Raw genomic sequence first — 25335 nt, forward strand, 5'->3', positions numbered from 1 at the left:
CTAGCTGTTGATTGGAGGGAAAGACGGAGACTCCTGCTGGAAAAGCGGAACAGGTGAGACCCCGCAGGAGCGGAAGCGACGAGGAGGCTCCGCGGAAAGCGAAGTCTTGCACGGAAACCAACAGCGGCGTAACAAGCGCTTCATAACAGCTCATTTACCACATTTGTTTGTTTCTAGATTAAAGTGATTTCGTTATGTCTTATCCTTTTTGTAGGGAAAGAGCAATCAAAAGAGAATGTAGAAAGAAATGAGAGTGAGACAGCTGCATCCTATTATAATAGAAGAAATTCTTTATTCAATAAAAAAATATGTAAAGCAAATGGAAAAAGTGACGTTTCCAAAGCAAGGGTGTACCTCAGATGTTGATAGCCTTCATACGGCTAAAGGGAGATATGTTTTAAAGAGAGCAAAAAGGGAAAAGTACAGAAAATGGTTATATAAGGAATATTATGTATTAAAAAATATACGGGCACTGGCGGACTTTCAAAGCCCGAGTGCTTACAAATTCGTTCTAACAGCTGTTATTGACTGGAGCGGAGGAAGCTGCGGAGATGCTCGTTATGTGATATGGCGCTTGCTGTGCGCTTTGAAGACGGAATCTTTACAGGTAAAGAGCGCGCGTCTTTTTTTAAGGGATATGGCAAGGGGATTTCACAGCACGAATTTTGTTATTTTGCAGAAGGATTGTACGAGTTTTTCTAAGCAATAATGACATCATTTTCTTCATTTGTTGAACGTCCACTTTCTTTGACGAATTCATACTAGTTTTGTCACGTATGAAGGGATTTGAAAATTTCTCTCGAAATGGCTAGTAAATGAAAAAAATGGAGGGATGGAACATGACGATGAAAACGGTAGATGTGGCAAAAGCGCTGGGAATACATCCAAGTACGGTATTAAAGTGGGTCAAAATGGCGGATATCGAGCTAGAGAGAAATGAATCGGGACACTGTGAGTTTACAGAAGAAAATATTGAAGCACTTAGAAACTTTCAAAAAAACCGCAATCGTCAAGCCGTCGTCAAAGTGGTAGAAAAAGTAGTAGAAAAAGAGGAGGTCGTTATATCTGATGAACGTGCACAAGACATGCAAAAGCAGCTTGATCAGCTTTTTTTAAGGCTGATTGAAAATGAAAAGCGTACAGAAGAAAAAGCGGGAGAAGTAGTGACGTTTCAAATTTTAGAGCATCGTTCAGAAATCGATCGATTAAATAAAGTTATTACGAAATTAGAAAATCGAGTAGTGGAACTTGAAAGTCAGTTAAAAAGTGAAGACAGCTTAAAAGGTAAAAAGCCTGTTCCGAGATGGAGAAGCTTTTTAACCGGTATTTTTAGCTACTAGCAGCGATTTACCATAACGGTAAATCGCTTTTTTTATGGAATTTTATGAAAAATACATCAATTCGTACAGAATTGTGGAAAAAAATCTCAATAATAGTTGACGAAACGCTTAGTAATTTGATAAAACTAATTAAGTTAAGAAAGTGAAATACTTTCGTAAATACATATTCGTTATCATGCGATAGCGTTAAGGAGAGTGACAAGTGAAAAAAAGAGAAGAGCTCGTTCAAGAAATGGAGACGCTGTTTCGCTTTGTGTTCAGACAGCTTCGCCAAGAAATTAATGAAGTATACAATTCAGAGCTATCAACAAATGAATTTATGGTGCTTCGTATGCTGGTTGATTCAGGTAGACAGCGATCAACTGATTTATCCAAGTATCTTCAAGTGTCAGCAAGCCACATTACGGCGGTAACCGACTTGCTTTTATCAAAAGGCTACATTGCACGCAAACGGTCTGAAAACGATCGGCGTATTATTGATATTGAACTGACCAAGGAAGGACAGGATATTTTTAATGCTATTCAAGAGAAGAAACGAGCCTATTTCCTTGAGCGTTTTGAGCACTTTACAGATAAAGAAATTGAAACGATGAATCAGCTGTTTCACAAAATTAAAGGCCATCAAAAATAAAGCGCTTTAAATACGGAAGAATAATCAGTGAATATGAGCTTCACTGATTATTTTTTTGTTTTAAAACGCAAAGAGTATAAAAGGCAAGTTAGTTGGTGAGAACATAAAATCAGCGTATAATAATAATAGAAAGAACACATGAAGGAGGTCATCTTTTTGACAGAACAATATGAAGTAGCAACTTTTGCGGGCGGCTGTTTTTGGTGTATGGTGAAGCCCTTTGATGAACAGCCAGGCATTATAAAAGTTGTATCTGGCTATACAGGCGGTCACAAAGAGAACCCGACGTACAAAGAAGTATGCTCAGAAACCACGGGCCACTATGAAGCGGTCCAAATTACATTTGATTCAGAGGTTTTTCCATATGAAAAGCTTTTAGAACTATACTGGCCTCAAATTGATCCAACGGATGCAGGCGGACAATTTGCGGATCGAGGCGATTCATATCGAACAGCTATCTTTTATCACAATGAACACCAAAAGACACTAGCTGAAGAATCGAAGCAGCAATTAGAAGCAAGCGGTCGTTTTTCTGAGCCGATTGCTACACAAATTCTACCGGCAAAACCGTTTTATGAAGCGGAAGAATACCATCAAGGTTACTATAAGAAAAATAAATTCCGCTATGCTATGTATCGACGCGGGTCTGGACGTGATCGTTTCATTAAAGAAAACTGGAAAGACTTTGGACGCGATGAGAAGCTGAAAACGACATTAACGCCTATTCAGTATGAAGTGACTCAAAATGATGCAACGGAACCTCCGTTTCGCAATGAATTTTGGGATCATACAGAAGAGGGAATTTATGTAGATGTTGTATCAGGAGAGCCATTGTTTAGTTCAACTGATAAATATGATGCCGGATGCGGATGGCCATCTTTCACAAAAGTGATTAATAAAGATGAAGTAAAAGAAAATATGGACGTTAGTCATAATATGGTTCGTACAGAAGTACGAAGTAAAACGGCTAACTCTCATTTAGGCCATTTATTTGATGATGGTCCCCAAGATGCAGGCGGCTTGCGCTACTGCATCAACTCAGCAGCTCTTCGCTTTGTTCCCAAAGAAGATTTAGAAAAAGAAGGATACGGGGAATACGCTGTTTTATTTAACAAATAAGGTAGTATGAAAAGAAGAGAGTGATTCAACTTAAAGTTGGCTCACGCTCTTCTTTTTGTGTTTTCTTTTGTTTTATTTTGGCTCGAATGAGGCTATAGAGAAAAAGGAAAGGAATGTAGCCATAAATAAAATAAAAGCCGGTCATGGATAAACGTGTATTAAGCTGATCGATGGTTTCCCGATCATCAAAGAAAATAGAAAAACCAAGAAGGGCAATAAGAGCTAATATGAGAAAAATCGTAGGCGGCTTATTAAATGTTTTACTAAATCCACGAATTGTACACCATACGCTGACAGCAATTGTAGGAAGAACGACTAAAAGCCACAGAGAAATTAAAATATATTCAAAACGCTGTAAAAATGGAATTTCAATAATTTTGGCCATCGTTAAAGTTGGCCAGATCGTATGCATTAACTGTCCTTGACTAAAGTAGGCAAATGAAACTAATGCTGTGCACAAGTATAAAAAAGTGCTGAACAAAACGCCAAGTTGCCCCCACTTCTGACTAGTAGCGCCATTTTTTATAAAAGGATAGAAAAAAAGCACGGCTTCAAATCCTAAATTCTCAAAAGTCATCATTTTAGTTGAAATTAAAAATTCCCATATCGTGTGGTCAAACAAAGGAAATAAATTATTAAGGTGCCCATATTTTAATGGGTAAATCAATGCAAATACGAGCGGTAAGGGAAGCACGACCCCAAAAAAAGCAATCCCAGTGATCACACGAAACCCACCGGAAACTGTATAGTAAATAATAGGTAAGTAAACAAGTGATACAATCCATGTTTCCAGCTGTGGAAACATCCATATTTGTAAAATTTCTACGTACGTCCGGTAAATGGTTAACGCAAAGATAAAATAATAAGCCGATGCCGCAAGAGTTAAAGCTCCTCCAAGGTATTTCCCAAAGTATAACCGGTGAATATCGACAATATCGCTGTTTTCGCGAGTTAAGATATTAAAAATCATCGCTAATAAAATACAGACGCTGATCGCAGCAAGAAAGATGGATATCCAAGCTTCATATCCAGCTCCTTTAATAATATAACGCTGAAATCCTAGGATCCCAACGCCAATTTGCGTAGAATGCACTAAGAAAAAAAGAAAAGAAGGGGAAACTTGATTTTCTTCTTTAATTGTATTATGCATCTTTTCTTCCTCCTAGTTGCTAATACCGGTTTGAATAAGATGAACGCGAGCTTTTACTTCAATATTCATATCCGGATATTGCGCTTTGAATTTTTCACTGTTAAACCCGCGTGTTTTACTTCGAACATAATCTGTAAAACAAATGGGGTCGATTTTGTGCCGCTGAAGTTTCTTAATAAAGGCATCCCCATCTTTTTCAATATGTTTTTGAAGCGTTTTTTCAACCATTTTAATACTAGACGAGTCTGTTAAATTTATCCATCCAGGAAACTCTTTTACAAGGCCATCGATAGTTAAGTGCGCAATAATACTTGGGTGTTGATGATTTCCTTTAATTTCATACTTTGTTTTGGTGCGCAAGTTTTGTAGAATGATTTCGCCTTCGCGGTCACTTTCTTTAACTTTCACTGAGTAGCGGCCGTGCTTTGTTCCGCTTGTTAGCAGCTTAAATAAAAATGTTTCTTTCATTCCGATAGTTGTAACGACTTTTTGTTTTTTGAAAAGCGCCAGTCCCTTTAATTTAATAGCATCTTTTTCTTGTGCTAAAACAGGAAGATACGGGTCCCGGTCGTCGCTAAAAAAACTGAATAAAAAAATTTGTAAATTAGTGTTAGGCAAATTTTCTGTTCGGATATTTTGTTCAATCAAATTAGAAATAAACTGATAGTCTTTAATTTTCTTTTTTGTAACGGAGCTCAATAATTCATGTGCGTTGCCGTCTGCAATGCTTAATTTAATATTACGTCCAAGGTCTGGATTTCTAGCAATTGTATTTACTAATTCATCCACGCCATGTGTTGCAAATTCTTTTCCCATGACGATGCTCCTCAGCTGCCCAAAAGCGACCGGAAGAGATGATTTATTGTTTAAACGAAGTGGAATATCAAATGATGAATTAGCAGTAGCCGCAATAATACTGGGTTCTTCCGTTGGCCCGTACTTATAGATAGGGTATAAAATGGTTCCTCTCACTTTATTGCTTTGAGGAATATAATCATATCCTATGGAGTTAACTACTTGAATTTCGTCAATTGTTTCACGGTCTGCACAGCTCGTTAAGAAAGTAAGGCAAGTGCATAAAATAAGTATTCTCTTCATGACGTTTCCCCGCTTTACTCATTATCTAAATTACTTTTTCGTTTAGTCTTATTCGCTTTATTAGGGTTATAGCGAAAGCGTTCTAAAGGACGCAAGTAGCTTGGACGCTTTGCCGTATGACTATAGGGCAATCGCAGAAAGGTATCCCTATACTCTGTTGGACGAAACGGAAAAAGCGGAACAAGATAAGGCATGCCCAAAGACTTTAAACGAAGCAAATGAACCAGTAAGAAACAAAAACCAAAGGTGATGCCGACTAAACCGAACGCAGTGGCAAACAAAATAAACGGAAAACGTAGCAGCCGGATGGTATTAGACATTTTAAAAATAGGCGTTGTAAAAGAAGCTAAAGCTGTCAGTGAAACAATAATAAGCAAAATATTGCTTGTTAACGCCGCTTCGACTGTTGCTTGCCCAATAACAATCCCGCCTACGATTCCCAGAGTTTGACCTACTTTTGTTGGAAGTCTGGCTCCGGCTTCGCGAAGCAGTTCAATGGTTATTTCTAAAAAAAGTACTTCGATGACGGGTGGAAAAGGAACATTGGTCCTTGAAAAGATAATAGGACCCAGCAAATCTTTTGGAAGCATCTCATAATGATAAGTAACAATGGCTACATAAAGAGGAGTAGCAAAAATAGAGAAAAAGACGCCTAAAATACGAATAACGCGGAAAAACGATCCTAGAACCCATGGTAAATAGTAGTCTTCAGGTGAAATAAAGAAGTCAAGCAGCGTTGACGGTCCCGTAACTGCGTAGGGTGAACCGCTTGAAAAGAAGGCAGCTTGCCCGTTTAACAGACTAAACAAGACTCGGTCAATCCGCTCTGTTGTTAAGAAAAGCGGAAACGCCGTAGAAGAATTATCGGAAATTAATTGATCAAGCATTGTGCTATCAAAAATGACGTCGAAATCTATATCTTTAAGGCGTTGGGTCATGGTGTCCACGTGCTGAGGGTTCGTTACGCCTTCTAAGTAAACAAGCACCACGCGCGTTTTCGATTTATTTCCTACGGTGAGTTCTTTAAAAATAAGGTTTTCGGAAATGACCGTTTTTCTCATTAAATAGAGATTGACATCTAAATCCTCTACAAAACCAATTTTAGGACCAACGACGCTGAACTCATTTTCCGTTTCATTTTCTTTTCGAAACCCTGTATCAAAGCTTTGAACTTTAATAAGCGCTACTAGCTTATCGTCTTTATGTAATTGAAACATCACATAGCCGCGCAGCATCTTTTCTAAAATTTCTTTTGTATCTTTTGTGACTGAAATATCTTCAATCGGCAGAACATTTTCAACTTCATATATACTGCTTAACGTGAAGTCTAGTTTTTGAAAAGGCTCGAGTATTTTATCTTCAACACTTTGCATGTTTACGAGCTGCTTAAAATAAGTAATGATGTACTTTCGATGCTGCGAACCAATGGCTAATGTTGTAAAATCACTTGATTTTTTAAATTGTTTAATCAGTTCATCCAATGTTTTTTTGGGCTGATCGTCTGCATTCTTTTTTTTAAATAAATGTTTAAACATAACCGTGCCCCTCGCATGACTTTCTATTACTGGTAGTTTGTTCATGTACTTCCTTTTTATTCGACTATTTTTTCTCAAGAAGAAAGGAAGAATATAAAGACAAACTTTACACTCTTTTACAGCGGGTAAACAGTGGATTTACGTTTGAATGGTAACTTTAGACATGTCGAAGACAATTAAATAAAGGAGCGGGTACATTTATATGAGAAAAAAATTAGCAGGTATTACACTGGCAGGAGCAGTAGCATTGGCCTCGTTTGGTGTAGGAAACTCCCTTATTCAAACGGAAGCAAAAGTGGAGCATAAGTCAGCTAAGAAACCTCAAAATGTCATTATGATGGTAATGGATGGGACGAGTTCAAATGCTACTACACTCGCAAGATGGTACAAGGGAAAACCGTTACATATGGATCAGCTGATGGCCGGGGGAGTACGTGCGTATTCGGCAGAATCTGCTATTACAGATTCCGCTCCGGCAGCTACTGCTTTAGCGACAGGAAATAAATCAAATTCAGGTTATGTAGGTGTGCTGCCTTCGGTAGTGAACACGCCTGGGGTTAAACCAGTAGAAAAAGAGGATCAATTTCGTCCGGTAGCAAACGTTCTAGAAGGAGCAAAGCTTTCAGGGCGCGCGACAGGAATTGTGGCTACTTCTGAAATCCAGCATGCCACGCCAGCTGGTTTTTCAGCTCACAACTATAATCGTGATGATTTTCAAACGCTAGCGGAGCAGCAAGTGTATCAAAACATTGATGTAGTGCTTGGAGGAGGTAAGCAATCTCTTCTTCCGGGAAAAGAAGAAAAAAGCCGGAAAGACGGTGAAAACTTAGTCAATGTATTGAATAAAAGAGGATATGACTTTGTAGAAAATAAAAAGGAATTAGAACAGTCACGCGCCAAAAAAATCTGGGGGAGCTTCGCCGACCGAGACTTGGCGTATGATATGGACCGCCTGCAGACAAAAGCAGAACAGCCAAAGTTGTCCGAGATGACAAATAAAGCAATAACGACGTTGTCAAAAGATAAAGACGGTTTTTTCTTATTTGTTGAAGGCAGCAAAACGGATTGGGCAGCTCATGCGAATGATCCAGTAGGAATGATTAGCGATGTATTAGCGTTTGATGAAGCAGTGGGCAAGGCAGTAGAGTTCGCTAAAAAAGATGGAAATACGATGGTTATTGCGATTGCCGATCACGGAAACAGCGGTCTTTCAATCGGTAATGCAAATACAACAAAAGGATACGATACTACACCTGTTTCTGCTTATATTGATCCATTAAAAAAAGCAAAAATGACGTTAGAAGGTGCCACGTCTAAATTAAAAGAAGATTTATCAAATAAAGAAGAAGTAGCTGCTTTGTATGGTTTATCAAATCTAACTTCAGAGGAAAAAGCGCAGCTGACTAAAGCAAGAGATAAAAAAGAAATCAGTGCTGCACTATCGAAGTTATTAGCCAACCGAGCAAACCTTGGATTCACAACGGGCGGTCATACGGGTGAGGATGTATTTCTGTATTCATACGGCGTAAATCGACCAACGGGGCACTTTGATAATACGGATATTGCCAAACATATGGCTAAATCAATGAATATTAACTTAAATGAGTTAACAAATGAATTATTTATTGAAGCAAATAAAGCTTTTGAAGGCTCAAAGGTAGCGGTTGACTCAAAAGACAAAAACAACCCTGTGCTGGTTGTTACAAACAATAAGCGAACGGTGCGTTTTCCAGTAAATAAAAATATTGCTATTGTAAATGGAAGAGAAATTCAAATGGACAGCGTGGTGGTACAGGATAAAAAGAATCGCTTCTTTGTATCAAAACAAGCACAGCAAATTGTAAAAAATGAAAAATAAGAAATGAATGCAAAACAGGCCGCGTCATAATTTTAGGCCTGTTTTTTTACAAATAATAGATAGTTAATTAAGTTATGTAGCCTTTATAGAAGAATGAATTGATTTATTTTACAAATAAATAGCTTTGAACACTTAAAGGAATGGAAAGTCTTCACGTTTAACTATATGTGATTTATACTATGAAATGGTATAATAATCATAGTTTTAAAAGGAACTAGTTCGGAATACATATGTAAGTTCATACCTTTATATGCTAGAATTTTTATAATAAAATGAATAAAAAATACATAAATTCTTTTGGGTGAAATCACAAAGTCATGGTTATTAAGGACAATATGTAAGTAATTACCTTGAATAAAAAGTAAAAAAATTAACAAAAGTATGGGTGAAAGAGCGTAGAACATGTTTTAATAGTAAGAGAAAACAAAATGATTGAAAAGAGCGTGTCGCCTTTATCGAAAATGTTAAATAAAGATTTTGGCATGCTGATTTACAGATTATAAAAAGGGTATTAAATCATTGTTAGGAAAATAAATGATAATAGATAAACGGTTTTTATGTCTTCTTCTAGAAAACCTACAATTATTGCAATATTCCCCATGAACAATCGTTGTGTGTTCATTAACGATTAGCGTCCGTGTAGATCATTCATCTCAACATAAAAACACTATAACGATGTGTAGACATGCATAAAACAGAATGGGCAATAGTTCGTACTATACTTTAACATTGTATCCTAGGGGGAGTCAGGATGAACAAAATTAACTTAATTATTGCCGATGATAACGAAGATTCGGTTGAAATTTTAGATTATTTTATAGAACAGCTTCCGGAATTTGAAGTGATTAGCATCTGCAAAGACGGAGAGCAGCTTGTACAGGAAGTGATGGCTAAGAGTCCAGACCTTGTGCTCGTAGACATTAATATGCCTACGATTAACGGTGTAGATGCCATAAAAAAGTGCCTGCGCATTAAGCCGAATTTAAACTTCATTTTTATCACCGGTTATGATGAATTTGCGGTGAAGGCATTTGAGTTGTCAGCACTGGATTACATTGTAAAACCGATTGAAAAAACCAGGCTTTATATGGCGTTAGAGCGGGCAAAAAACTCCATTGGAATTGATAAAAATCAGTCAAAAAAGCCAGGTGAGCAATTAAAAAGACTGCCTGTAAAATTTAATGGTTCTACTTATTACATTCCAATTGATCAAATTATTTTTATCGAGAAATCCGGAAAAAAATGCTTAATTTATACTCAATCACGTGTCTATGAGACATATGAAAATATTAGTGATATCTATATGTATTTGAACCCTTCTGTATTTAGTCAAACACACCGGTCTTATATCGTGAATTTACAGAAAGTTTCGCACATCACACCAAAAAACGAAACATATCTTGTTTATTTCTTAGAAATTGATGAATATGCTCATATCTCAAAATTAAAAATCCAAGACGTTCAAAAACAGCTGCATCAGTTAATGACGAATTAAGAGATGCTGCTGCTTCTAAAATAGTTATGTTGATGAAAGGACGAAGCTTATGTAAGTTTCGTCTATTTCATGTGTCTGCTTTCGGAACAAACAATAGTAATATAGTTCTTATGAGAAGAGTTAGATAGAAGAAGTAACGTTGAATTGAAAGGAAAGAAAATGATTTCAATTACTGGTCACTATAATGAATTTACCGTATTTCTTGCTGTCATTGTAGGGATTCTTGCCTCTTATACAGCACTTGATATTATGAGCAAAATGATGAAAAAACAGCGGAACAATTATTTGTGGCTTACACTGTCAGCGGCTTCAATGGGGCTTGGAGTGGGGGCGATGCATTATATTGCTATGCTTGCTTATTATGTTCCTGTTAGCTTTCATTTTGATGCTGTACTTTCTATCCTTGCTTTAATGATAGCAATTAGCGGGTCACTAGTTGCGTTTTGGACATTCTGGAAATGGCGCACGTCGGTATGGTCAGGGCTTATTTTAGGAAGCAGTATTCTGGGTACACATTATATTGCAATGGCAGCAATCGAAACAGAAGCACGCATTCATTATGCAGTGCTATCTGTTTTGCTTTCCGTCATCATCGCCCTGGTCGTTGCATTTTATGCGATGCACTTGTTTTTTCGTTCGAAAAGCGTGAAAGCTAATCCGTTTCTTAAACTTGTTAGCTCTATTTTGCTAGGTATTGGAATTTCAGTTATGCATTTCATCAGTATGTATGGAATGAAGCTGCATATTACACATTCAGTTGCTAGAAGGTGGGGCCAGTGGCTGCCGTATCAAGCGCCATTTTCCAACATTATTGCAAGCATCACGATTACGCTACTCATTGTCTTCCTGCTCGTTGCTGCTTTTAAGCGTCAGGAAGAAGTGAGGGAAAGTCAATTAAAAGAAGAGTATTATCAATCTCTTTTTAACTACAATCCCAATATTGTGTGTGCGGTTGATTTGTACGGTAATATTCAAACGATTAATCCAAAAGGAATAGAACTAACAGGATACACGTTGCATCAAATGGAGAAAATTCCGTTTCCTTATATGTTCAGAGAAGCTGGAAAAGCTGAAGAATATATGTGGAAATCCCTGAGCGGAGACTCTGTTTATTATGAGGCAACGCTCATTCGCAAAGATAATCAGCCTGTATACGTTGAAGTAACGCAAATGCCTATTATTGTTCATGGTCAACTTAAAGGCAGTTACGTCATCGCCAAAGATGTTACAGACCGAAAAAAGGCGCAACAGCAGCTTATGGATTTACAAGAAGATTTAAAACGCACGCTTTCACAGCAAGATGGCGCTATTTTTAAATTTGTGAAAAACGATAAAGGGTATATTCATACCATGTGCGAAGGCAAAATGATTCGTGAAATGGGATATGAGGAAATAGATGTTGTCGGTAAAACACTTGAAGAATTTTTACCTGAATCCTACGCAAAAGAAAATAAGAGATACTATGAGAAAGCATGGGCGGGAGAGAAAGTGTCGTATGAAGTACTTTTGAACGACTTTGCTTATTATACGAAGTTAATACCTCATATTTCCAAAGGAGAAGTAAAAGAAGTCATTGGTTCTATAGTAGATATTACAGATCTTCACGAAGCAAGAGAAAAGCTGGCTAAAAGTGAAAGCATGTATCGATCCGTTCTTTCTACAATGTCAGAAGGGGTGGTGTTTCATGACCTTGAAGGTAACTTAATTGCTGCCAATGCATACGCTGCTAAGATTCTAAACGTACCTTATGACCAAATGTTATCGGTTAACCCGTTTGGTTTAGACTGGGAAATTATTCATCCTGATGGCACAGCTTTTGCACTCGAAGATATTCCATCTGTCCGCTGTCTTCATACAAAAGAGCCTGTGCGAAATACAGTGATGGGCATTTATTTAAATGAGAAAAAGTTGACTTGGCTTTCGGTGAATGCTGAACCTCTTCAAGAAAGCAAATATTATAAAGGCGTAGTTGTCACATTTTATGATATTACAAAGCAGCAGGAACAAGAACAAGACCTGCTTCATTCCAATCAGCAAATGATTATAGCAAAAGAAGAAGCCGAAAAGGCAAATCAAGCCAAGTCTGAATTTTTATCAAAAGTAAGTCATGAGCTTCGTACGCCTTTAAACAGTATTTTAGGTTATGCACAGATATTGGAAGAACAAGGGGAAAAAGATTTAACAGAAAAACAATTGAATCGTATACGAAAAATTTTAAAAGCAGGTAATCATCTTCTTTATTTAATAAATGAAACGCTTGATTTATCGAAAATTGAATCAGGTCACTTAGCGATTAATCTTGAACCGGTGTCGGTAAAAGAGGCGATTGAAGACGCGCTTAAAATTATGAAACCATTAGCAAAAGATAAGCATAGTATCCTTTATACTCGCTTTCACGCATACCAAGAAGTCTTTGTTGAAGTAGATGAACTTCGGTTTCAGCAGATCTTATTAAATCTGCTTACAAACGCCATTAAATATTCGCCCGCTTATCGCGATATCACTATCTATACCGACATCACTCAGCATCACGTAACTATATCGATTGAAGATAAGGGCTTTGGAATTCCAGCTTCAGAATTAAATCGGATTTTTGAACCTTTCTACCGTGTAAATAGACTAGAAAAAGACGGAACAGGAATTGGATTGGCGCTGGTAAAGCAGCTTGTTGTATTAATGAATGGTACGTGCGGAGTGCGAAGTGAAGAAGGAAAAGGCAGTACATTTTGGGTTCGTTTTCCCTTAGTACATCCACCTGTTCCTAAAAGATTATCCGATGAAGGAGAAGCCGAGCCGTTTTTAGGTTTTTCCATGCCGACATCAATTGTATATATTGAGGATAACGATACAAATATTGAGCTTATGCAATCGATTCTTTCTCCATATAGAAACGTTAAGCTCTTAGTTGCCAAAACAGGAGAAAACGGCATCGGGCTAATCAGGTCCATTTCACCGGATATAATCTTAATTGATATTGATCTGCCTGATATGAATGGTTTTGAGGTATGCACACAGCTGCAGCTGGAAAAAGAATTGAAGCATATTCCGCGAGTCGCCCTGAGTGCAAGCGCAATGCAAAGCGATATCGATCAAGCTTTTTTAGTCGGTTTTAGTGAATACGTAACAAAGCCTATTCATATTGCAACGTTTTTGAATGTATTAAAACGCTTAACAAAAGCTTAACAAAAGTTTAGAGGGCTTTTAATTGACTTATTAGTGGACTCTTTGTAAAATAAAAACAACTTAATACATTTACTTCTTAAGGAGTAAAGGGGAGTAGCGTCAGGGAAACCTGAAACAAAGTCGTCATTACATGGAGTATTCCATCGGCTTTGTTGGCATAATGATTATGCTTAGCAAGACCTTTGCCATATTTGGCAAAGGTCTTTTTGTGTTTTATTCCTGTAATGAGGATAAATAAACTTATACAAGAAACGAGAGGGGATTTTTATGGATGCATCGCTTTTGTTAGAGTATGGATGGGTATTGCTAGTGCTGGTTGCATTAGAAGGAATTTTGGCGGCGGATAATGCTCTTGTGATGGCTATTATGGTCAAACATTTACCGGAAGAAAAACGCAAGAAGGCATTATTTTACGGACTAGCCGGTGCCTTTATTTTTAGATTTGGTTCGTTGTTCTTGATTTCATTTTTAGTCGACGTATGGCAGCTTCAAGCTATAGGAGCCATTTACTTATTGTTCATTTCCATTAATCATATTGTGAAGCGATATGTGAAAAAAGACGATCATGAAAAAGTGAAAGAAGCAGACGGGAAAAAGGGCTCAAGTTTCTGGATGACGGTTTTAAAAGTAGAAATAGCAGACATTGCTTTTGCCGTTGATTCAATTTTGGCTGCTGTGGCTCTCGCCGTTACATTGCCAACAACAAATCTTCCTCAAATTGGCGGACTCGATGGCGGACAATTCTTGGTGATCTTCGCCGGAGGAATTATGGGATTAATCATTATGCGTTTTGCTGCAACTTGGTTCGTGAAGCTATTAAATACGCGCCCAGGTCTAGAAACGGCGGCTTTTGCTATTGTAGGCTGGGTAGGAGTTAAGTTAGCGGTGTATACCCTTGCTCATCCGGAATTAGGTATTATTAATGAACATTTCCCTGAATCAAAAGTGTGGAAAATTACGTTTTGGATTGTGTTACTTGGCATAGCAGCTTCAGGGTGGTTTCTATCTAAAAACAAAGAACAAACTGATCTTGAAGGCTCAGAGAAAGAAAAAGAATCGTTAAAAAAAATTGAAAATCAATAACAAAAAAACGCGCCTTCAATGCTAATTGAAGGCGCATTTTCTATATTGAGACAAAATACCTAGTTTAGATTGTTTAGATAAAGGGTAAAAGAACTAACTGCTGTTTAATTACTGTATATCCGAATGTTTTGCTTTTTCGTTCATATTCTGTAGAGAACAGAAGCAGCCGTGAGTAATTCAGTTCAATGAAGTTTATTTCAGTTTATAAACATATATTTCAAATGTATGTTAATTGGTAAAATTGAGCTATTATGGGTTATAATAAAGGGAAATTAAAAGGAGCAGAGCGCTTCTCAACCCTGTTCGATATTAACATGGTATAAAGCAACTGAGTATAGTAAAAGAGGTGAAGCCAATGCTCACAAAAGTTCAAACGCCTCCATCGCTTGAAACGCTTGTACTGACGATTCAGCAAGGGGATAAACAATTACATAATGAAATGATTCAACAATATAAACCGTTTATTGCTAAAGTTGTTTCAGCTGTATGTAAACGTTATATAAGTGAAGCTGACGATGAATTTAGCATTGGTCTGATTGCATTTAATGAAGCCATTGAAAATTACACAATCCAAAAAGGGCGATCTCTTCTTGCATTTGCGGAACTTATTATTAAAAGAAGAGTAATCGACTATATTCGAAAAGAAAAGAGAAATCAAACGCTGCTCTATAGCCGAATTGAAAATGAAGGTTTTATTCAAGGTAAGGTAGAAAGGGATATATCGCTTTCTAACTATAAAAGGCAAAGTGAAACTTCATATATTCAAGAGGAAATGACTTATTTTTGTCAGACGCTAAAATTGTTTAAATTAACTCTTGAAGACATTATCAACACGTCTCCTAAACATAAGGATGCAAGGGGAAATGCTGTGGAAGTTGCATCATTTATCGTCAATGAAAAAGAATTAAAAGATAAGCTGTTTTTAAAGCGGCAGCTTCCTATTCGCTTGATTGAAAAACATGTTAAAGTGAGCCGGAAAACAATTGAAAGAAACCGTAAATATATTATCGCGATGGTTATTATATTAGCGGGGGACTACGTGTATTTAAAAGACTATATTATGTAAGAAAAAGGCACACGCAGGTGCCTTTTTTTAGCCATGTTATGAAGTTATGTTTTATTTTTGTGTGCTGCCGCTTAAGTGAGCTTGAGCTTGTTGCACCAAGCGTTTTGTGATTTCTCCGCCTACTGAACCGTTGCTGCGTGCAGCAGTGTCAGAACCTAGAGTTACCCCAAATTCTTGAGCGATTTCATATTTATATTGATCTAAAAATTGTTCTACGCCTGGTGTTAATAGTTTATTTGTTCTAGCCATGATTAGTCATCTCCTTTTTTAGTGGTACAGCAGTTCACTGCTGTACCTGTATTATTTGCTGTTTACTATTTTGCATACTGGTAATGGTTTGCAAGAAAGTATAAAAAAGCCCAGCTTTCAAAGAAGCTGGGCTTTTTTATATATTATTTTACAACTGCATATTGCTCAAGAGACTGAGCAAATGACTTTTGAAGAGATTTTACTTGTTCTACGTATGCATCAGATACGTGTTGGAATTCTTGGCGTGTTTTCTTTTGCTCTTCTACTAATTGTGTTACTACTTGATGATATTGTTCTTGAGCTTGTTTTACTAAAGAATAGCTTGATTTGCTTTGGTTAAGAGAAAGCTCTTGTAATTTATTTAATGCTTCATGCGTGCGGTTTGTCCATTCTTCATAAGAATCGGCAACAGCGTTTCCAGCTGTCTTACGTAAGTTTTCAACTGTTTTTTGTTGAAGGTCTTCTAATTCAGCTTTCCATTGTTTGTCTGTTGCTTGAAGCTGTTCAACTGCTTTTGTTACAAATTCTTGCTGTTGCTCAAGTGCTTTTAACGTCCATTGCTCAATTTGTTTGTTTCCGTCTGCAATGTTTTGTAACCCCTTTGTCCATTGTTCCCACATTGCATCAATTACTGTATCATACTTTACTGTTGACATAATCAAATTCCTCCTTGAATAATTTGGTCTGGCGAACAGTTATCGTAATGAACAAAACGTTAAAGAAGAAATTCGTAGTTGTGTGATAAACCTAACATTCCGCGCTCGCTGGTTGACCGTGAAATTTAACATTATATTAGGAAACGCAGATGTACTGCGTGAATCCCTTTAATCGTTTTCTTCCTCTTTTGATTCTTTTGACTTTTTAGAAGAAGAAGAGCTAAAAGGGAACAACATGTCGGTATACATGTGAAAAAATGAATCTAACATGTTTTGATACTGTTCAAGTGAATTAGCCCACATGCTTAAATATTGTTCACCGGCATCTGTTAATGAATAAATCCGGCGTGCAGGTCCTTCAGCTGACGTATCCCATTGCGATGTAATCAAGTTGTCCTTTTCAAGCTGTCTCAGCGTGCGGTAGACATTTCCTTGATCAACTGATGTGAATCCAAAGCTCATTAGTTGCTGAATGAGCTTGTAACCATGTAGATTCCACCCTCTTAAACTTAAAAGAAGAAAAGGAACCATCAAGTTTTTTGGTGCACCGCTAATCGATTTTTCTAAGTTGTTTGAATTAGAGGTGTTATCTTTTTCACTTGATCCCAAGGTAATCACCCCTTCGAAAAAAGAGAATTTGTTTTCTATATGTGTAATTTACACCTAGATGAAAAAATTGTCAACACTTTAAAACAGGTCTTTCAAATACAGGAAAAAAGAACGATTTTTTGGATTTCGACAAAAAGCGTCAAAAAAATTCAAAAATAAACAAAGATTTAGAATTGTTTATTTTGGAAAACGAATTTATAATAGTACATGTAGGTAATTTTTATAACATTTATAATTTGTTGGTAAGTGAATTGTGAAAAGATTTACATTATCCAATAAATAAACGCAAAATTGGTTGCGTTTACTTAGAGCTTCTAATATGTCGCTTGTCACATTAAGTGTCCATATTGAAAGCCATCACTTTTAACGTACACAAGAAAGGAGATGGAGTTTTGGAACAGCAAAAAGTATTTGATCCGTTTCAAGCATGGAAAGACGTATATGACAAAACCGAATCTTACTGGGGTAAAGTTATTGGGGACAATATGAATCGTGAAGAATTTTCCCAGCTCATGGGAAATGTGCTAAATATGAACCTTCAATATCAACAAGCAGTAAATGAAGTAACGGGGCGCTATCTGCACCAAGTAAATGTACCCACAAAAGAAGATGTAGCAAACGTTGCGTCATTAGTCATCAATGTGGAAGAAAAAGTAGAATTATTAGAAGAGCAATTTGACGATCGTTTTGATGAATTAGAAGCACAGCAAGAAAGTGCATCTGCTTTGAAAAAAGATGTCACTAAGCTGAAATCTGATGTCAAATCGTTAGACAAAAAACTCGACAAAGTTTTGTCTCTTCTTGAAGGGCAGCAAAAAAACCAAGACGAGTTAAAAGAAACTATTCAAAAACAAATTAAAACTCAAGGTGAGCAGCTTCAGGCTCAGCTGTTAGAAAAACAAGAAAAATTAGCTGAAAAGCCAAAGGCAGAAGCTAAATCTGAAGCAAAACCGTCAAACGCTCAAAAAACTGAGCAGCCGGCTCGCAAGTAAGGTGTAGGGGATTTTATAACAACATTAACTGCTGTATTTACAGTAAAAATCATCGCTGAAGAAGCAAGGGGGAAATTTTTCATGACAACATTACAAGGTAAAGTAGCAATCGTAACAGGCGGATCTAAAGGTATCGGGGCAGCAATTACACGTGAGCTTGCTTCTAATGGAGTAAAAGTAGCAGTAAACTATAACAGCAGTAAAGAATCTGCAGAAGCTATCGTAAAAGAAATTAAAGACAACGGCGGAGAAGCTATTGCGGTTCAAGCCGACGTGTCTTATGTAGATCAAGCAAAACACCTAATCGAAGAAACAAAAGCTGCGTTTGGTCAATTAGACATTCTAGTAAACAATGCTGGAATTACGCGCGACCGTTCATTCAAGAAGTTAGGTGAAGAAGATTGGAAAAAAGTAATTGATGTAAACTTACATAGCGTATACAACACAACATCAGCTGCGCTAACGCACCTTTTAGAATCTGAAGGCGGTCGTGTTATCAATATTTCATCAATTATTGGTCAAGCGGGCGGATTTGGTCAAACAAACTACTCAGCTGCTAAAGCAGGTATGCTAGGATTCACTAAATCATTAGCTCTTGAGCTAGCTAAAACTGGCGTAACGGTTAATGCAATTTGCCCAGGATTTATTGAAACGGAAATGGTAATGGCAATGCCGGAAGAAGTTCTTGCAAAAGTTGTAGCAAAAATCCCAACTCGTCGCTTAGGCCATGCTGAAGAAATTGCACGCGGAGTTGTTTACTTAGCAAAAGACGGCGCGTACATTACAGGACAACAGTTAAACATTAACGGCGGCTTATACATGTAATAGATGCTGGCCCTGACTTTTGTCGGGGCTGTGCTTGTTAACTAACTACTAATGAAATGAAAGGGTGTGTATATTCGTGGCAATTCCTTACGTGCAAGAGTGGGAAAAATTAATCAAATCAATGCCAAGTGAATATAAAAGTTCTGCAAGACGTTTTAAGCGTGCATATGAAATTATGACAACAGAAGCGGAACCGGAAGTTGGATTAACACCAAAAGAGGTTATTTGGAAAAAGAACAAAGCGAAATTATATCGCTATACGCCAGTAAAAGATAACCTGCATAAAACACCAATCTTACTCGTATATGCACTGATCAATAAACCGTATATTTTGGATTTAACACCTGGAAACAGCCTTGTTGAATACTTATTAAACCGCGGTTTTGACGTGTATTTGCTTGACTGGGGAACTCCTGGGCTTGAAGACAGCAATATGAAGCTAGATGATTATATCGTGGATTATATTCCAAAAGCGGCGAAAAAGGTGCTGCGTACTTCTAAATCTCCTGATTTGTCCGTTCTTGGTTACTGCATGGGCGGAACTATGACATCTATTTTTGCTGCATTAAATGAAGACTTGCCGATTAAAAACTTAATTTTTATGACAAGTCCATTTGATTTTTCGGATACAGGTTTATACGGAGCATTCCTAGACGATCGCTACTTTAATTTAGATAAAGCAGTAGATACATTCGGAAACATCCCTCCAGAGATGATTGACTTTGGAAACAAGATGTTAAAGCCAATCACGAATTTCTACGGCCCATATGTAACGCTAGTGGACCGTTCGGAAAATCAGCGTTTTGTTGAAAGCTGGAAGCTTATGCAAAAGTGGGTTGCCGATGGAATCCCATTTGCTGGTGAAGCTTATCGTCAGTGGATTCGTGACTTCTATCAACAAAACAAATTAATCAATGGTGAACTTGAAGTTCGCGGACGCAAAGTAGATTTGAAAAATATTAAAGCTAATATTTTAAACATTGCTGCTAGCCGTGATCATATTGCGATGCCGCATCAAGTGGCAGCTTTAATGGACGCTGTTTCAAGTGAAGATAAAGAGTACAAATTGCTGCAAACAGGTCACGTATCTGTTGTATTTGGCCCAAAAGCAGTGAAGGAAACATATCCTTCAATCGGCGATTGGCTAGAAAAACGTTCTAAATAAAATAAAGACGCGGCTTGGACAAAAGTGTTTTAGCCGACGTGAAAAACGAACCACTGATATCAGTGGTTCGTTTTTTTGTTATGGTAAACGTAGGTTTCAAATATATAGTTGCTTCTAGCTGTTGATTGGAGGGCAAGGCGAAGACTCCTGCGGGAAAAGCGGAACAGGTGAGACCCCGCAGGAGTGTCAGCGACGAGGAGGCTCACGGGCCGCCCGCGGAAAGCGAAGTCTTGCACGGAAATCAACAGCGGTGTCACAAGCGGTTCAGCTCATGTATCCCATTTGTTCGTCTTTAGATTGGATTCATTTAATTATGTCTCAACCTCGTTTTTTTTGTAAACAGACAATATTGATTGACGGTTTTTTATGCGGGCTACTGGAATATATGATATCTAATGACAAGTGAGGTGACTTCTTTTATACTAATGTAGTCACCTTTTTGAACATGGGATTTTTTACATGGATATTGCGATCCGTGTAACAATGAGTATGCTTTGGGAAGAAAGAAGAAAACTATTAGTATTATAACAAAAAAGGAATGTCAGATTATGCCGCAACCATGGAAACGACGAGTAAGGCAGATGTCTTCAGCTCAAATTATTGTTACATTTTACATAGTGGCTGTTACGCTTGGATTTCTATTACTTAGTATCCCAGAAGCTTTAAAGCCGGGAGTGAAGTTAGCATTTATTGATCGCTTATTTATTGCCGTCAGTGCGGTAAGTGTAACAGGGCTGACACCTGTCTCTACTCCGGATACATTTAGTACGACGGGCTATTTTTTACTCGCTTTTATTTTTCAAATCGGTGGTATTGGTGTAATGACACTCAGTACATTTATTTGGATGATTTTGGGTAAAAAAATCGGTTTAAAGGAACGTCAGCTCATTATGACAGACCATAACCAATCCCGTTTATCAGGATTAGTTGACTTGATGAGAAATATTTTATTTATTATTTTTGCCATTGAACTAGCTGGGGCCATTATTTTAGGATTACATTTTCTCCGTTATTATTCGAGCTGGACAGATGCGTTTCTGCATGGTTTCTTTGCTTCTGTCAGCGCTACAACAAATGCTGGCTTCGATATTACAGGATCTTCATTTATTCCGTATGCCCACGATTATTTTGTGCAAGTGGTAACCGTTATTTTAATTACGCTTGGAGCGATTGGATTCCCTGTATTAATTGAAATTAAGCATTATTTTTTAACATTTAAAGATAAGCGCAAATTTCAATTTTCGCTATTTACGAAGCTAACGACCATTATGTTTTTTCTGTTGTTAGCAGGGGGAACAATCTTGATTCTGGTGCTAGAGCATTCAGGATTTTTAACAGATAAATCTTGGGATGAATCGTTTTTTTATGCGTTTTTCCAATCCGCTGCTACAAGGAGCGGAGGAGTAGCGACCATGAATATTAATGAGTTTTCGCTTCCTACGTTAATTATGATGAGCGCGATGATGTTTATCGGTGCTTCACCGAGCTCAGTAGGGGGAGGAATTCGTACGACGACGTTTGCATTAAATATTCTTTTCCTGTTTTATTACGTAAGAGGAAATAAGACGATTAAAATCTTTCGCCGCGAAATTCATGAAGATGACATTATTAAATCAGTAGCTGTATCGATGTTAGCGGTAATCATTTGCTCGATTTCTCTTCTTATTTTAAGTATTACAGAACATTTTTCTCTCATTGAGCTTATTTTTGAAGTGTGTTCAGCTTTTGGGACAACAGGTTTATCAATGGGAATTACAGGAGGGCTTTCTGATATCGGTAAATGCGTTATTATGATTTTAATGTTCATCGGCCGAATCGGCATGTTTTCATTTATTTTAATGCTTCGCCGTCCAACGTCTGGACCGGATTATCACTATCCGAAAGAACGTATTATTATTGGATAAAAAAGGATGGGACAAAAATATTTTAGTTGAAGGAGGATCCGAACTAGTTTGTTTCTTGATTAAGAATCATACTCGTTCGGATTTTTTTATTATGATGATGAACGCGGATTTCATGTATCCCATTTGTTCGTCTTTAGATTAAAGTAATGTCGTTATATTTCAACCGCTTTTTTACAGCTTTTTCTGCTTATATTGCGCATCAGAAAGTGCATTCTAAGAAAAGGAAGTTCAATGGACTTCCAAGCATAGGAGGGATATATGATGGCAAAGCGTAAAGTAGGGTACAAATCAGCACTGACTAACAATAATACACCAAAAGAGAGTCTTTCAGATGCAGAATTTGCTGCTGAATATGCTGGCGGTGAGGAGCCGGCTAAAGGCGCGAATCGCAATTCTAAAAAAGGAAAGCAAGGTAAGTAACGATGAGCAAACATAAACAAAATAATAAGCATATCGCAAGCACTGAAGCGAAGCAAAAACAGTTACTGCAAGAAGAGTTCGGAGCGGAAATGGGCGATCCCAACGCAGCTAAAATATATGAATCCCTAGGAAAGACAAAGTCTGATAAAGAGCAAAAAAAGAAAAAAGAATGTTAAAGAAAAAAACCTCGGATATCCGAGGTTTTAGCTTACAACTGGAAGGCCAAATGCCTCTACAGGTGCTGAATAAAGTTTTGTATCATTTGCTTTTTGATCATAATAAGCAAGAAGAACAGATGGTTGTTCATTTATTTTTCCCGTTTGTTTATAATACATATAGTCAAATGGAAGAATCTCTAAAACAGTGTGCTTGTATAATTCTTTTTCAGCGAGCTGTTCAGCTTCAAAAGCCTGTCCCATAATAGAAGGATTAGCAAGCATTTGCTGATAGTAATGAGAGCGGACTTGTTTTTCTACTTTATCGTCCCACCAAGGTTTGCGAGGCTTATGCTTTTGGTTTTGTAAATAATCAATTTTCATAAACCCTTCAATCATTTCTTCATTTGAAAAATTCTCTGTTTCAATATACTGTCTAAGGCGTCTGAATAAATCTTCAAGCTGGTGGCCGATTCGAACCCAGCCCATTTCATCCCAATACGTCCCGAAGTTTTGGAAGAAATCAAAAGGTGTATCATAGCAGTGCTCTACTAAAAACTCGATTGTTTCATCCATTCGGTGGTCATTCCAAAACTTTTCTAAAATATCTTCCACATGTTTAATACGTACCACATCTGAAAATGGCAAGACGTTATTGCTTAAAATTTCGTAAGGAGACTGATCCATGTATTGATAATTATAGCGAGGCGCACTTAAGCGTAAGCCGGTGCCGCGAAGCATTTTTAAAAAGCCTAACTGAAGCTCTTCAGGGCGAAGTGCAAATACATCATTAAACGTATTCTTAAATGAGTTATAATCTTCGTCTGGCAGTCCCGCGATTAAGTCTAAATGCTGGTCGATCTTTCCGCCTTCTTTTACCATTGTGACGGTACGCGTTAATTTTTTAAAGTTTTGTTTGCGTTTGACTAGTTCATTGACAGCGTCATTTGTAGATTGAACGCCAATTTCAAAGCGGAATAATCCTTTTGGCGCATGATCGTTTAAGAACTGAATAACTTCTGGGCGCATAATATCGGCAGTAATTTCAAATTGAAATACCGTACCTTCGCGGTGTTCATCAATTAAAAACTGGAACATTTCCATGGCGTAGCTGCGGCTGATGTTGAACGTGCGGTCTACGAACTTAATCGTACGTGCTCCGTTATCCATCAAATAGCGAATATCTTCTTTTACCTTTTCTCTATCGAAATAACGAACGCCGACTTCAATAGAAGAGAGACAGAACTGACAGCTAAACGGACAGCCGCGGCTCGTTTCAATATACACAACGCGTTTTGAAAGTTCTTGGCGGTCTTCTTCAAAACGGAAAGGAGAAGGCATTTCGCGCAGGTCAATTTTATTGCGCTGCGGGTTAACAACTGGTTTTCCTTCTTTTCGGAAAGCCACGCCGCTTACGTTTTCAAACTGACGCTCTCCGTGAAGTTCGTCTAACAGCTGCTTGAATGTTTCTTCTCCTTCACCGATCGCGATAAAGTCAGCTTCAGGAATACGCTCTAGCCAGTGAGTTACATCATAGGTTACTTCTGGTCCACCGAATATAATGATGAGCTCGGGATTGATCTTTTTAAGCATTTGTGCGACTTTAATCGTTTCTTCAATATTCCAAATGTAACAGCTGAAACCAATAATATCTGGGTTGCGTTTATATAAATCCGTGACAATGTTCATAGCAGGATCTTTAATCGTATATTCGGCCATATCCACTTTATAGTCAGGCTCGGCATAGGCTTTTAAACATCGAAGGGCTAAAGAAGTATGAATATACTTCGCATTCAATGTACTGACAACAATGTTCATTCAAAAAGCTCCTTTTAACTCGTAATATGAAATCAATTTACTATTTTAGCACATTTGAGAAATAAAGTATAAATACCTTGCCACTTTTGTTGTGGAGGGGAAAAGATTTCGGTAAAATGTAACAGAAACGTAAAAGAAGAAAGAGTCTCGGTTAATATGAACCTTGGTGAACGAAAAAATGAGGTGGAAAACGTGGAATATAAGCGAATTAAGCCAAAAAAAATATACGAAGAAGTAGCCGAAACGCTTCTTGAAAATATAAAAGAAGGCAGTTTAAAGCCCGGAGACCGTTTGGATTCAGTGCAGCAGCTGGCGGAAAATTTTCAGGTAGGGCGCTCAGCTATTCGTGAAGCTCTTAGTGCTTTGCGGGCGATGGGGCTGCTCGAGATGAAGCAGGGAGAAGGCACATTTGTACGGGAATTCAACTCAGACATGCTGTCTTTGCCTGTAACTAGCGCTGTATTAATGAATAAAAATGATATTGAACATTTGCTTGAAGTGAGAAAAGTATTAGAAATTGGAGCTGTTCGAGCGGCAGCTCAAAAGAGAACGGATGCGGATCTCAACCAGCTGTCCGATAGTCTAGAACAAATGAAAGGAGCGTTTGGCAATGAAGAGCTTGGAGAGAAAGCAGATTTTGCTTTTCATTTAGCCATTGCCAAAGCCTCGCAAAACCCTCTTTTAGTGAAGCTTATGAATAACGTGTCAGAAATGATGATTGAAACGATGAAAGAGACAAGACGCATCTGGCTTTATGCTGAAGAAAAAACGGCTGAACGGATTTATAAAGAGCATCAGCAAATTTATGAAGCTATTCTTTCTCAGCATGCAGAAGACGCTCAGCATTTTATGATGAGTCATCTTGATAATGTTGAACACGTGTTAATGAAATACATACCGGAAGAAAAATAATGCCATTTCAGGTAGAAAAGTGTGCACCAAATAACAGAAAAACTAAAATTCAAGCACCTTCCGATAATTTAT

At 37.6% G+C, this 25335-nt stretch carries 25 protein-coding genes and 1 riboswitch; of the genes, 18 read left to right on the forward strand and 7 right to left on the reverse strand.

Annotated elements, in window-relative coordinates:
• Positions 1-7 precede the first annotated feature (7 nt).
• From MMB68_RS14325 to msrA, 5 genes are all read left to right on the forward strand, one after another.
• The gene (locus MMB68_RS14325; protein ID WP_221782316.1) at positions 8-187 is read left to right on the forward strand and encodes a hypothetical protein; all 180 of its coding nucleotides are present in this window, start codon (positions 8-10) and stop codon (positions 185-187) included.
• Between the two features lie 66 nt (positions 188-253).
• On the forward strand, positions 254-709 hold the full coding sequence (locus MMB68_RS14330) for a hypothetical protein (RefSeq protein WP_277549125.1): 456 nt from the start codon (positions 254-256) through the stop codon (positions 707-709).
• 130 nt (positions 710-839) lie between these two features.
• Entirely contained in the window at positions 840-1340 is a 501-nt protein-coding gene (locus tag MMB68_RS14335) for a MerR family transcriptional regulator (RefSeq protein ID WP_028407862.1), read from the forward strand.
• Positions 1341-1542: 202 nt separating this feature from the next.
• On the forward strand, positions 1543-1971 hold the full coding sequence (locus MMB68_RS14340) for a MarR family winged helix-turn-helix transcriptional regulator (RefSeq protein WP_221782318.1): 429 nt from the start codon (positions 1543-1545) through the stop codon (positions 1969-1971).
• A gap of 156 nt (positions 1972-2127) precedes the next feature.
• Positions 2128-3090 carry a peptide-methionine (S)-S-oxide reductase MsrA gene (msrA, locus tag MMB68_RS14345; RefSeq protein ID WP_269871751.1) on the forward strand — a complete coding sequence of 321 codons (963 nt, stop codon included), beginning with the start codon at positions 2128-2130 and terminating at the stop codon, positions 3088-3090.
• Positions 3091-3115: 25 nt separating this feature from the next.
• On the opposite strand, the gene MMB68_RS14350 is transcribed toward msrA, so the two are convergent.
• Genes MMB68_RS14350 through MMB68_RS14360 form a run of 3 tightly spaced genes read right to left on the reverse strand, consistent with a single transcriptional unit; the run spans position 3116 to position 6873 of the window.
• On the reverse strand, positions 3116-4240 hold the full coding sequence (locus MMB68_RS14350; RefSeq protein ID WP_221782321.1) for a GerAB/ArcD/ProY family transporter: 1125 nt from the start codon (positions 4238-4240) through the stop codon (positions 3116-3118).
• Positions 4241-4252: 12 nt separating this feature from the next.
• Positions 4253-5338, reverse strand: coding sequence for a Ger(x)C family spore germination protein (locus MMB68_RS14355; protein ID WP_221782323.1), 1086 nt, complete (start codon positions 5336-5338; stop codon positions 4253-4255).
• A gap of 14 nt (positions 5339-5352) precedes the next feature.
• Entirely contained in the window at positions 5353-6873 is a 1521-nt protein-coding gene (locus tag MMB68_RS14360) for a spore germination protein (protein ID WP_221782324.1), read from the reverse strand.
• 202 nt (positions 6874-7075) lie between these two features.
• Between MMB68_RS14360 and MMB68_RS14365 the strand changes: the two genes are divergently transcribed.
• From MMB68_RS14365 to sigI, 5 genes are all read left to right on the forward strand, one after another.
• The gene (locus tag MMB68_RS14365; protein WP_277549126.1) at positions 7076-8731 is read left to right on the forward strand and encodes an alkaline phosphatase; all 1656 of its coding nucleotides are present in this window, start codon (positions 7076-7078) and stop codon (positions 8729-8731) included.
• Positions 8732-9482: 751 nt separating this feature from the next.
• Positions 9483-10226: a LytR/AlgR family response regulator transcription factor gene (locus MMB68_RS14370; protein ID WP_264408983.1), complete on the forward strand. Its 744-nt coding sequence runs from the start codon at positions 9483-9485 to the stop codon at positions 10224-10226.
• Between the two features lie 159 nt (positions 10227-10385).
• Complete coding sequence (locus MMB68_RS14375) at positions 10386-13409, forward strand: PAS domain S-box protein (protein ID WP_260506581.1); 3024 nt, start codon at positions 10386-10388, stop codon at positions 13407-13409.
• Between the two features lie 76 nt (positions 13410-13485).
• Positions 13486-13581, forward strand: a riboswitch (yybP-ykoY riboswitch).
• Positions 13582-13676: 95 nt separating this feature from the next.
• Positions 13677-14492 (forward strand): TerC family protein, encoded by an 816-nt coding sequence (locus MMB68_RS14380; protein ID WP_013082199.1) that lies wholly within the window; start codon positions 13677-13679, stop codon positions 14490-14492.
• Positions 14493-14847: 355 nt separating this feature from the next.
• Positions 14848-15558 carry an RNA polymerase sigma factor SigI gene (gene sigI / locus MMB68_RS14385; protein ID WP_277549127.1) on the forward strand — a complete coding sequence of 237 codons (711 nt, stop codon included), beginning with the start codon at positions 14848-14850 and terminating at the stop codon, positions 15556-15558.
• A gap of 51 nt (positions 15559-15609) precedes the next feature.
• Here the strand turns inward: sigI and MMB68_RS14390 are convergent, their stop codons facing one another.
• From MMB68_RS14390 to phaQ, 3 genes are all read right to left on the reverse strand, one after another.
• Positions 15610-15807 (reverse strand): alpha/beta-type small acid-soluble spore protein, encoded by a 198-nt coding sequence (locus tag MMB68_RS14390; protein ID WP_013055933.1) that lies wholly within the window; start codon positions 15805-15807, stop codon positions 15610-15612.
• A gap of 143 nt (positions 15808-15950) precedes the next feature.
• Complete coding sequence (phaP, locus tag MMB68_RS14395; protein ID WP_014461097.1) at positions 15951-16463, reverse strand: polyhydroxyalkanoic acid inclusion protein PhaP; 513 nt, start codon at positions 16461-16463, stop codon at positions 15951-15953.
• Positions 16464-16631: 168 nt separating this feature from the next.
• The gene (gene phaQ / locus MMB68_RS14400; RefSeq protein WP_013055935.1) at positions 16632-17072 is read right to left on the reverse strand and encodes a poly-beta-hydroxybutyrate-responsive repressor; all 441 of its coding nucleotides are present in this window, start codon (positions 17070-17072) and stop codon (positions 16632-16634) included.
• A gap of 392 nt (positions 17073-17464) precedes the next feature.
• Here phaQ and phaR point away from each other — a divergent pair, with 392 nt between their 5' ends.
• The 7 genes from phaR (at position 17465) to MMB68_RS14435 (ending at position 22554) form a co-directional block, all read left to right on the forward strand.
• Complete coding sequence (gene phaR, locus MMB68_RS14405; RefSeq protein WP_057238759.1) at positions 17465-18064, forward strand: polyhydroxyalkanoic acid synthase subunit PhaR; 600 nt, start codon at positions 17465-17467, stop codon at positions 18062-18064.
• Positions 18065-18145: 81 nt separating this feature from the next.
• Positions 18146-18889, forward strand: coding sequence for an acetoacetyl-CoA reductase (gene phbB, locus MMB68_RS14410; protein WP_216142587.1), 744 nt, complete (start codon positions 18146-18148; stop codon positions 18887-18889).
• A 76-nt stretch (positions 18890-18965) separates the two neighbouring features.
• Positions 18966-20054 carry a class III poly(R)-hydroxyalkanoic acid synthase subunit PhaC gene (locus MMB68_RS14415; RefSeq protein WP_013055939.1) on the forward strand — a complete coding sequence of 363 codons (1089 nt, stop codon included), beginning with the start codon at positions 18966-18968 and terminating at the stop codon, positions 20052-20054.
• 121 nt (positions 20055-20175) lie between these two features.
• Complete coding sequence (locus tag MMB68_RS14420; protein ID WP_277549128.1) at positions 20176-20460, forward strand: hypothetical protein; 285 nt, start codon at positions 20176-20178, stop codon at positions 20458-20460.
• Between the two features lie 118 nt (positions 20461-20578).
• The gene (locus MMB68_RS14425; protein WP_277549174.1) at positions 20579-21958 is read left to right on the forward strand and encodes a TrkH family potassium uptake protein; all 1380 of its coding nucleotides are present in this window, start codon (positions 20579-20581) and stop codon (positions 21956-21958) included.
• Between the two features lie 258 nt (positions 21959-22216).
• On the forward strand, positions 22217-22378 hold the full coding sequence (locus MMB68_RS14430; protein ID WP_013055942.1) for a hypothetical protein: 162 nt from the start codon (positions 22217-22219) through the stop codon (positions 22376-22378).
• A gap of 2 nt (positions 22379-22380) precedes the next feature.
• Complete coding sequence (locus tag MMB68_RS14435; RefSeq protein ID WP_013055943.1) at positions 22381-22554, forward strand: thiamine pyrophosphate-dependent enzyme; 174 nt, start codon at positions 22381-22383, stop codon at positions 22552-22554.
• Between the two features lie 27 nt (positions 22555-22581).
• Here the strand turns inward: MMB68_RS14435 and MMB68_RS14440 are convergent, their stop codons facing one another.
• Positions 22582-24351 (reverse strand): B12-binding domain-containing radical SAM protein, encoded by a 1770-nt coding sequence (locus MMB68_RS14440; RefSeq protein WP_060746702.1) that lies wholly within the window; start codon positions 24349-24351, stop codon positions 22582-22584.
• 192 nt (positions 24352-24543) lie between these two features.
• Here MMB68_RS14440 and MMB68_RS14445 point away from each other — a divergent pair, with 192 nt between their 5' ends.
• On the forward strand, positions 24544-25263 hold the full coding sequence (locus MMB68_RS14445; protein WP_014461089.1) for a FadR/GntR family transcriptional regulator: 720 nt from the start codon (positions 24544-24546) through the stop codon (positions 25261-25263).
• Positions 25264-25335 lie beyond the last annotated feature (72 nt).

Origin of the sequence: Priestia sp. Y58, from assembly GCF_029522095.1 — a bacterium.
GTDB lineage: Bacteria > Bacillota > Bacilli > Bacillales > Bacillaceae_H > Priestia > Priestia megaterium_E.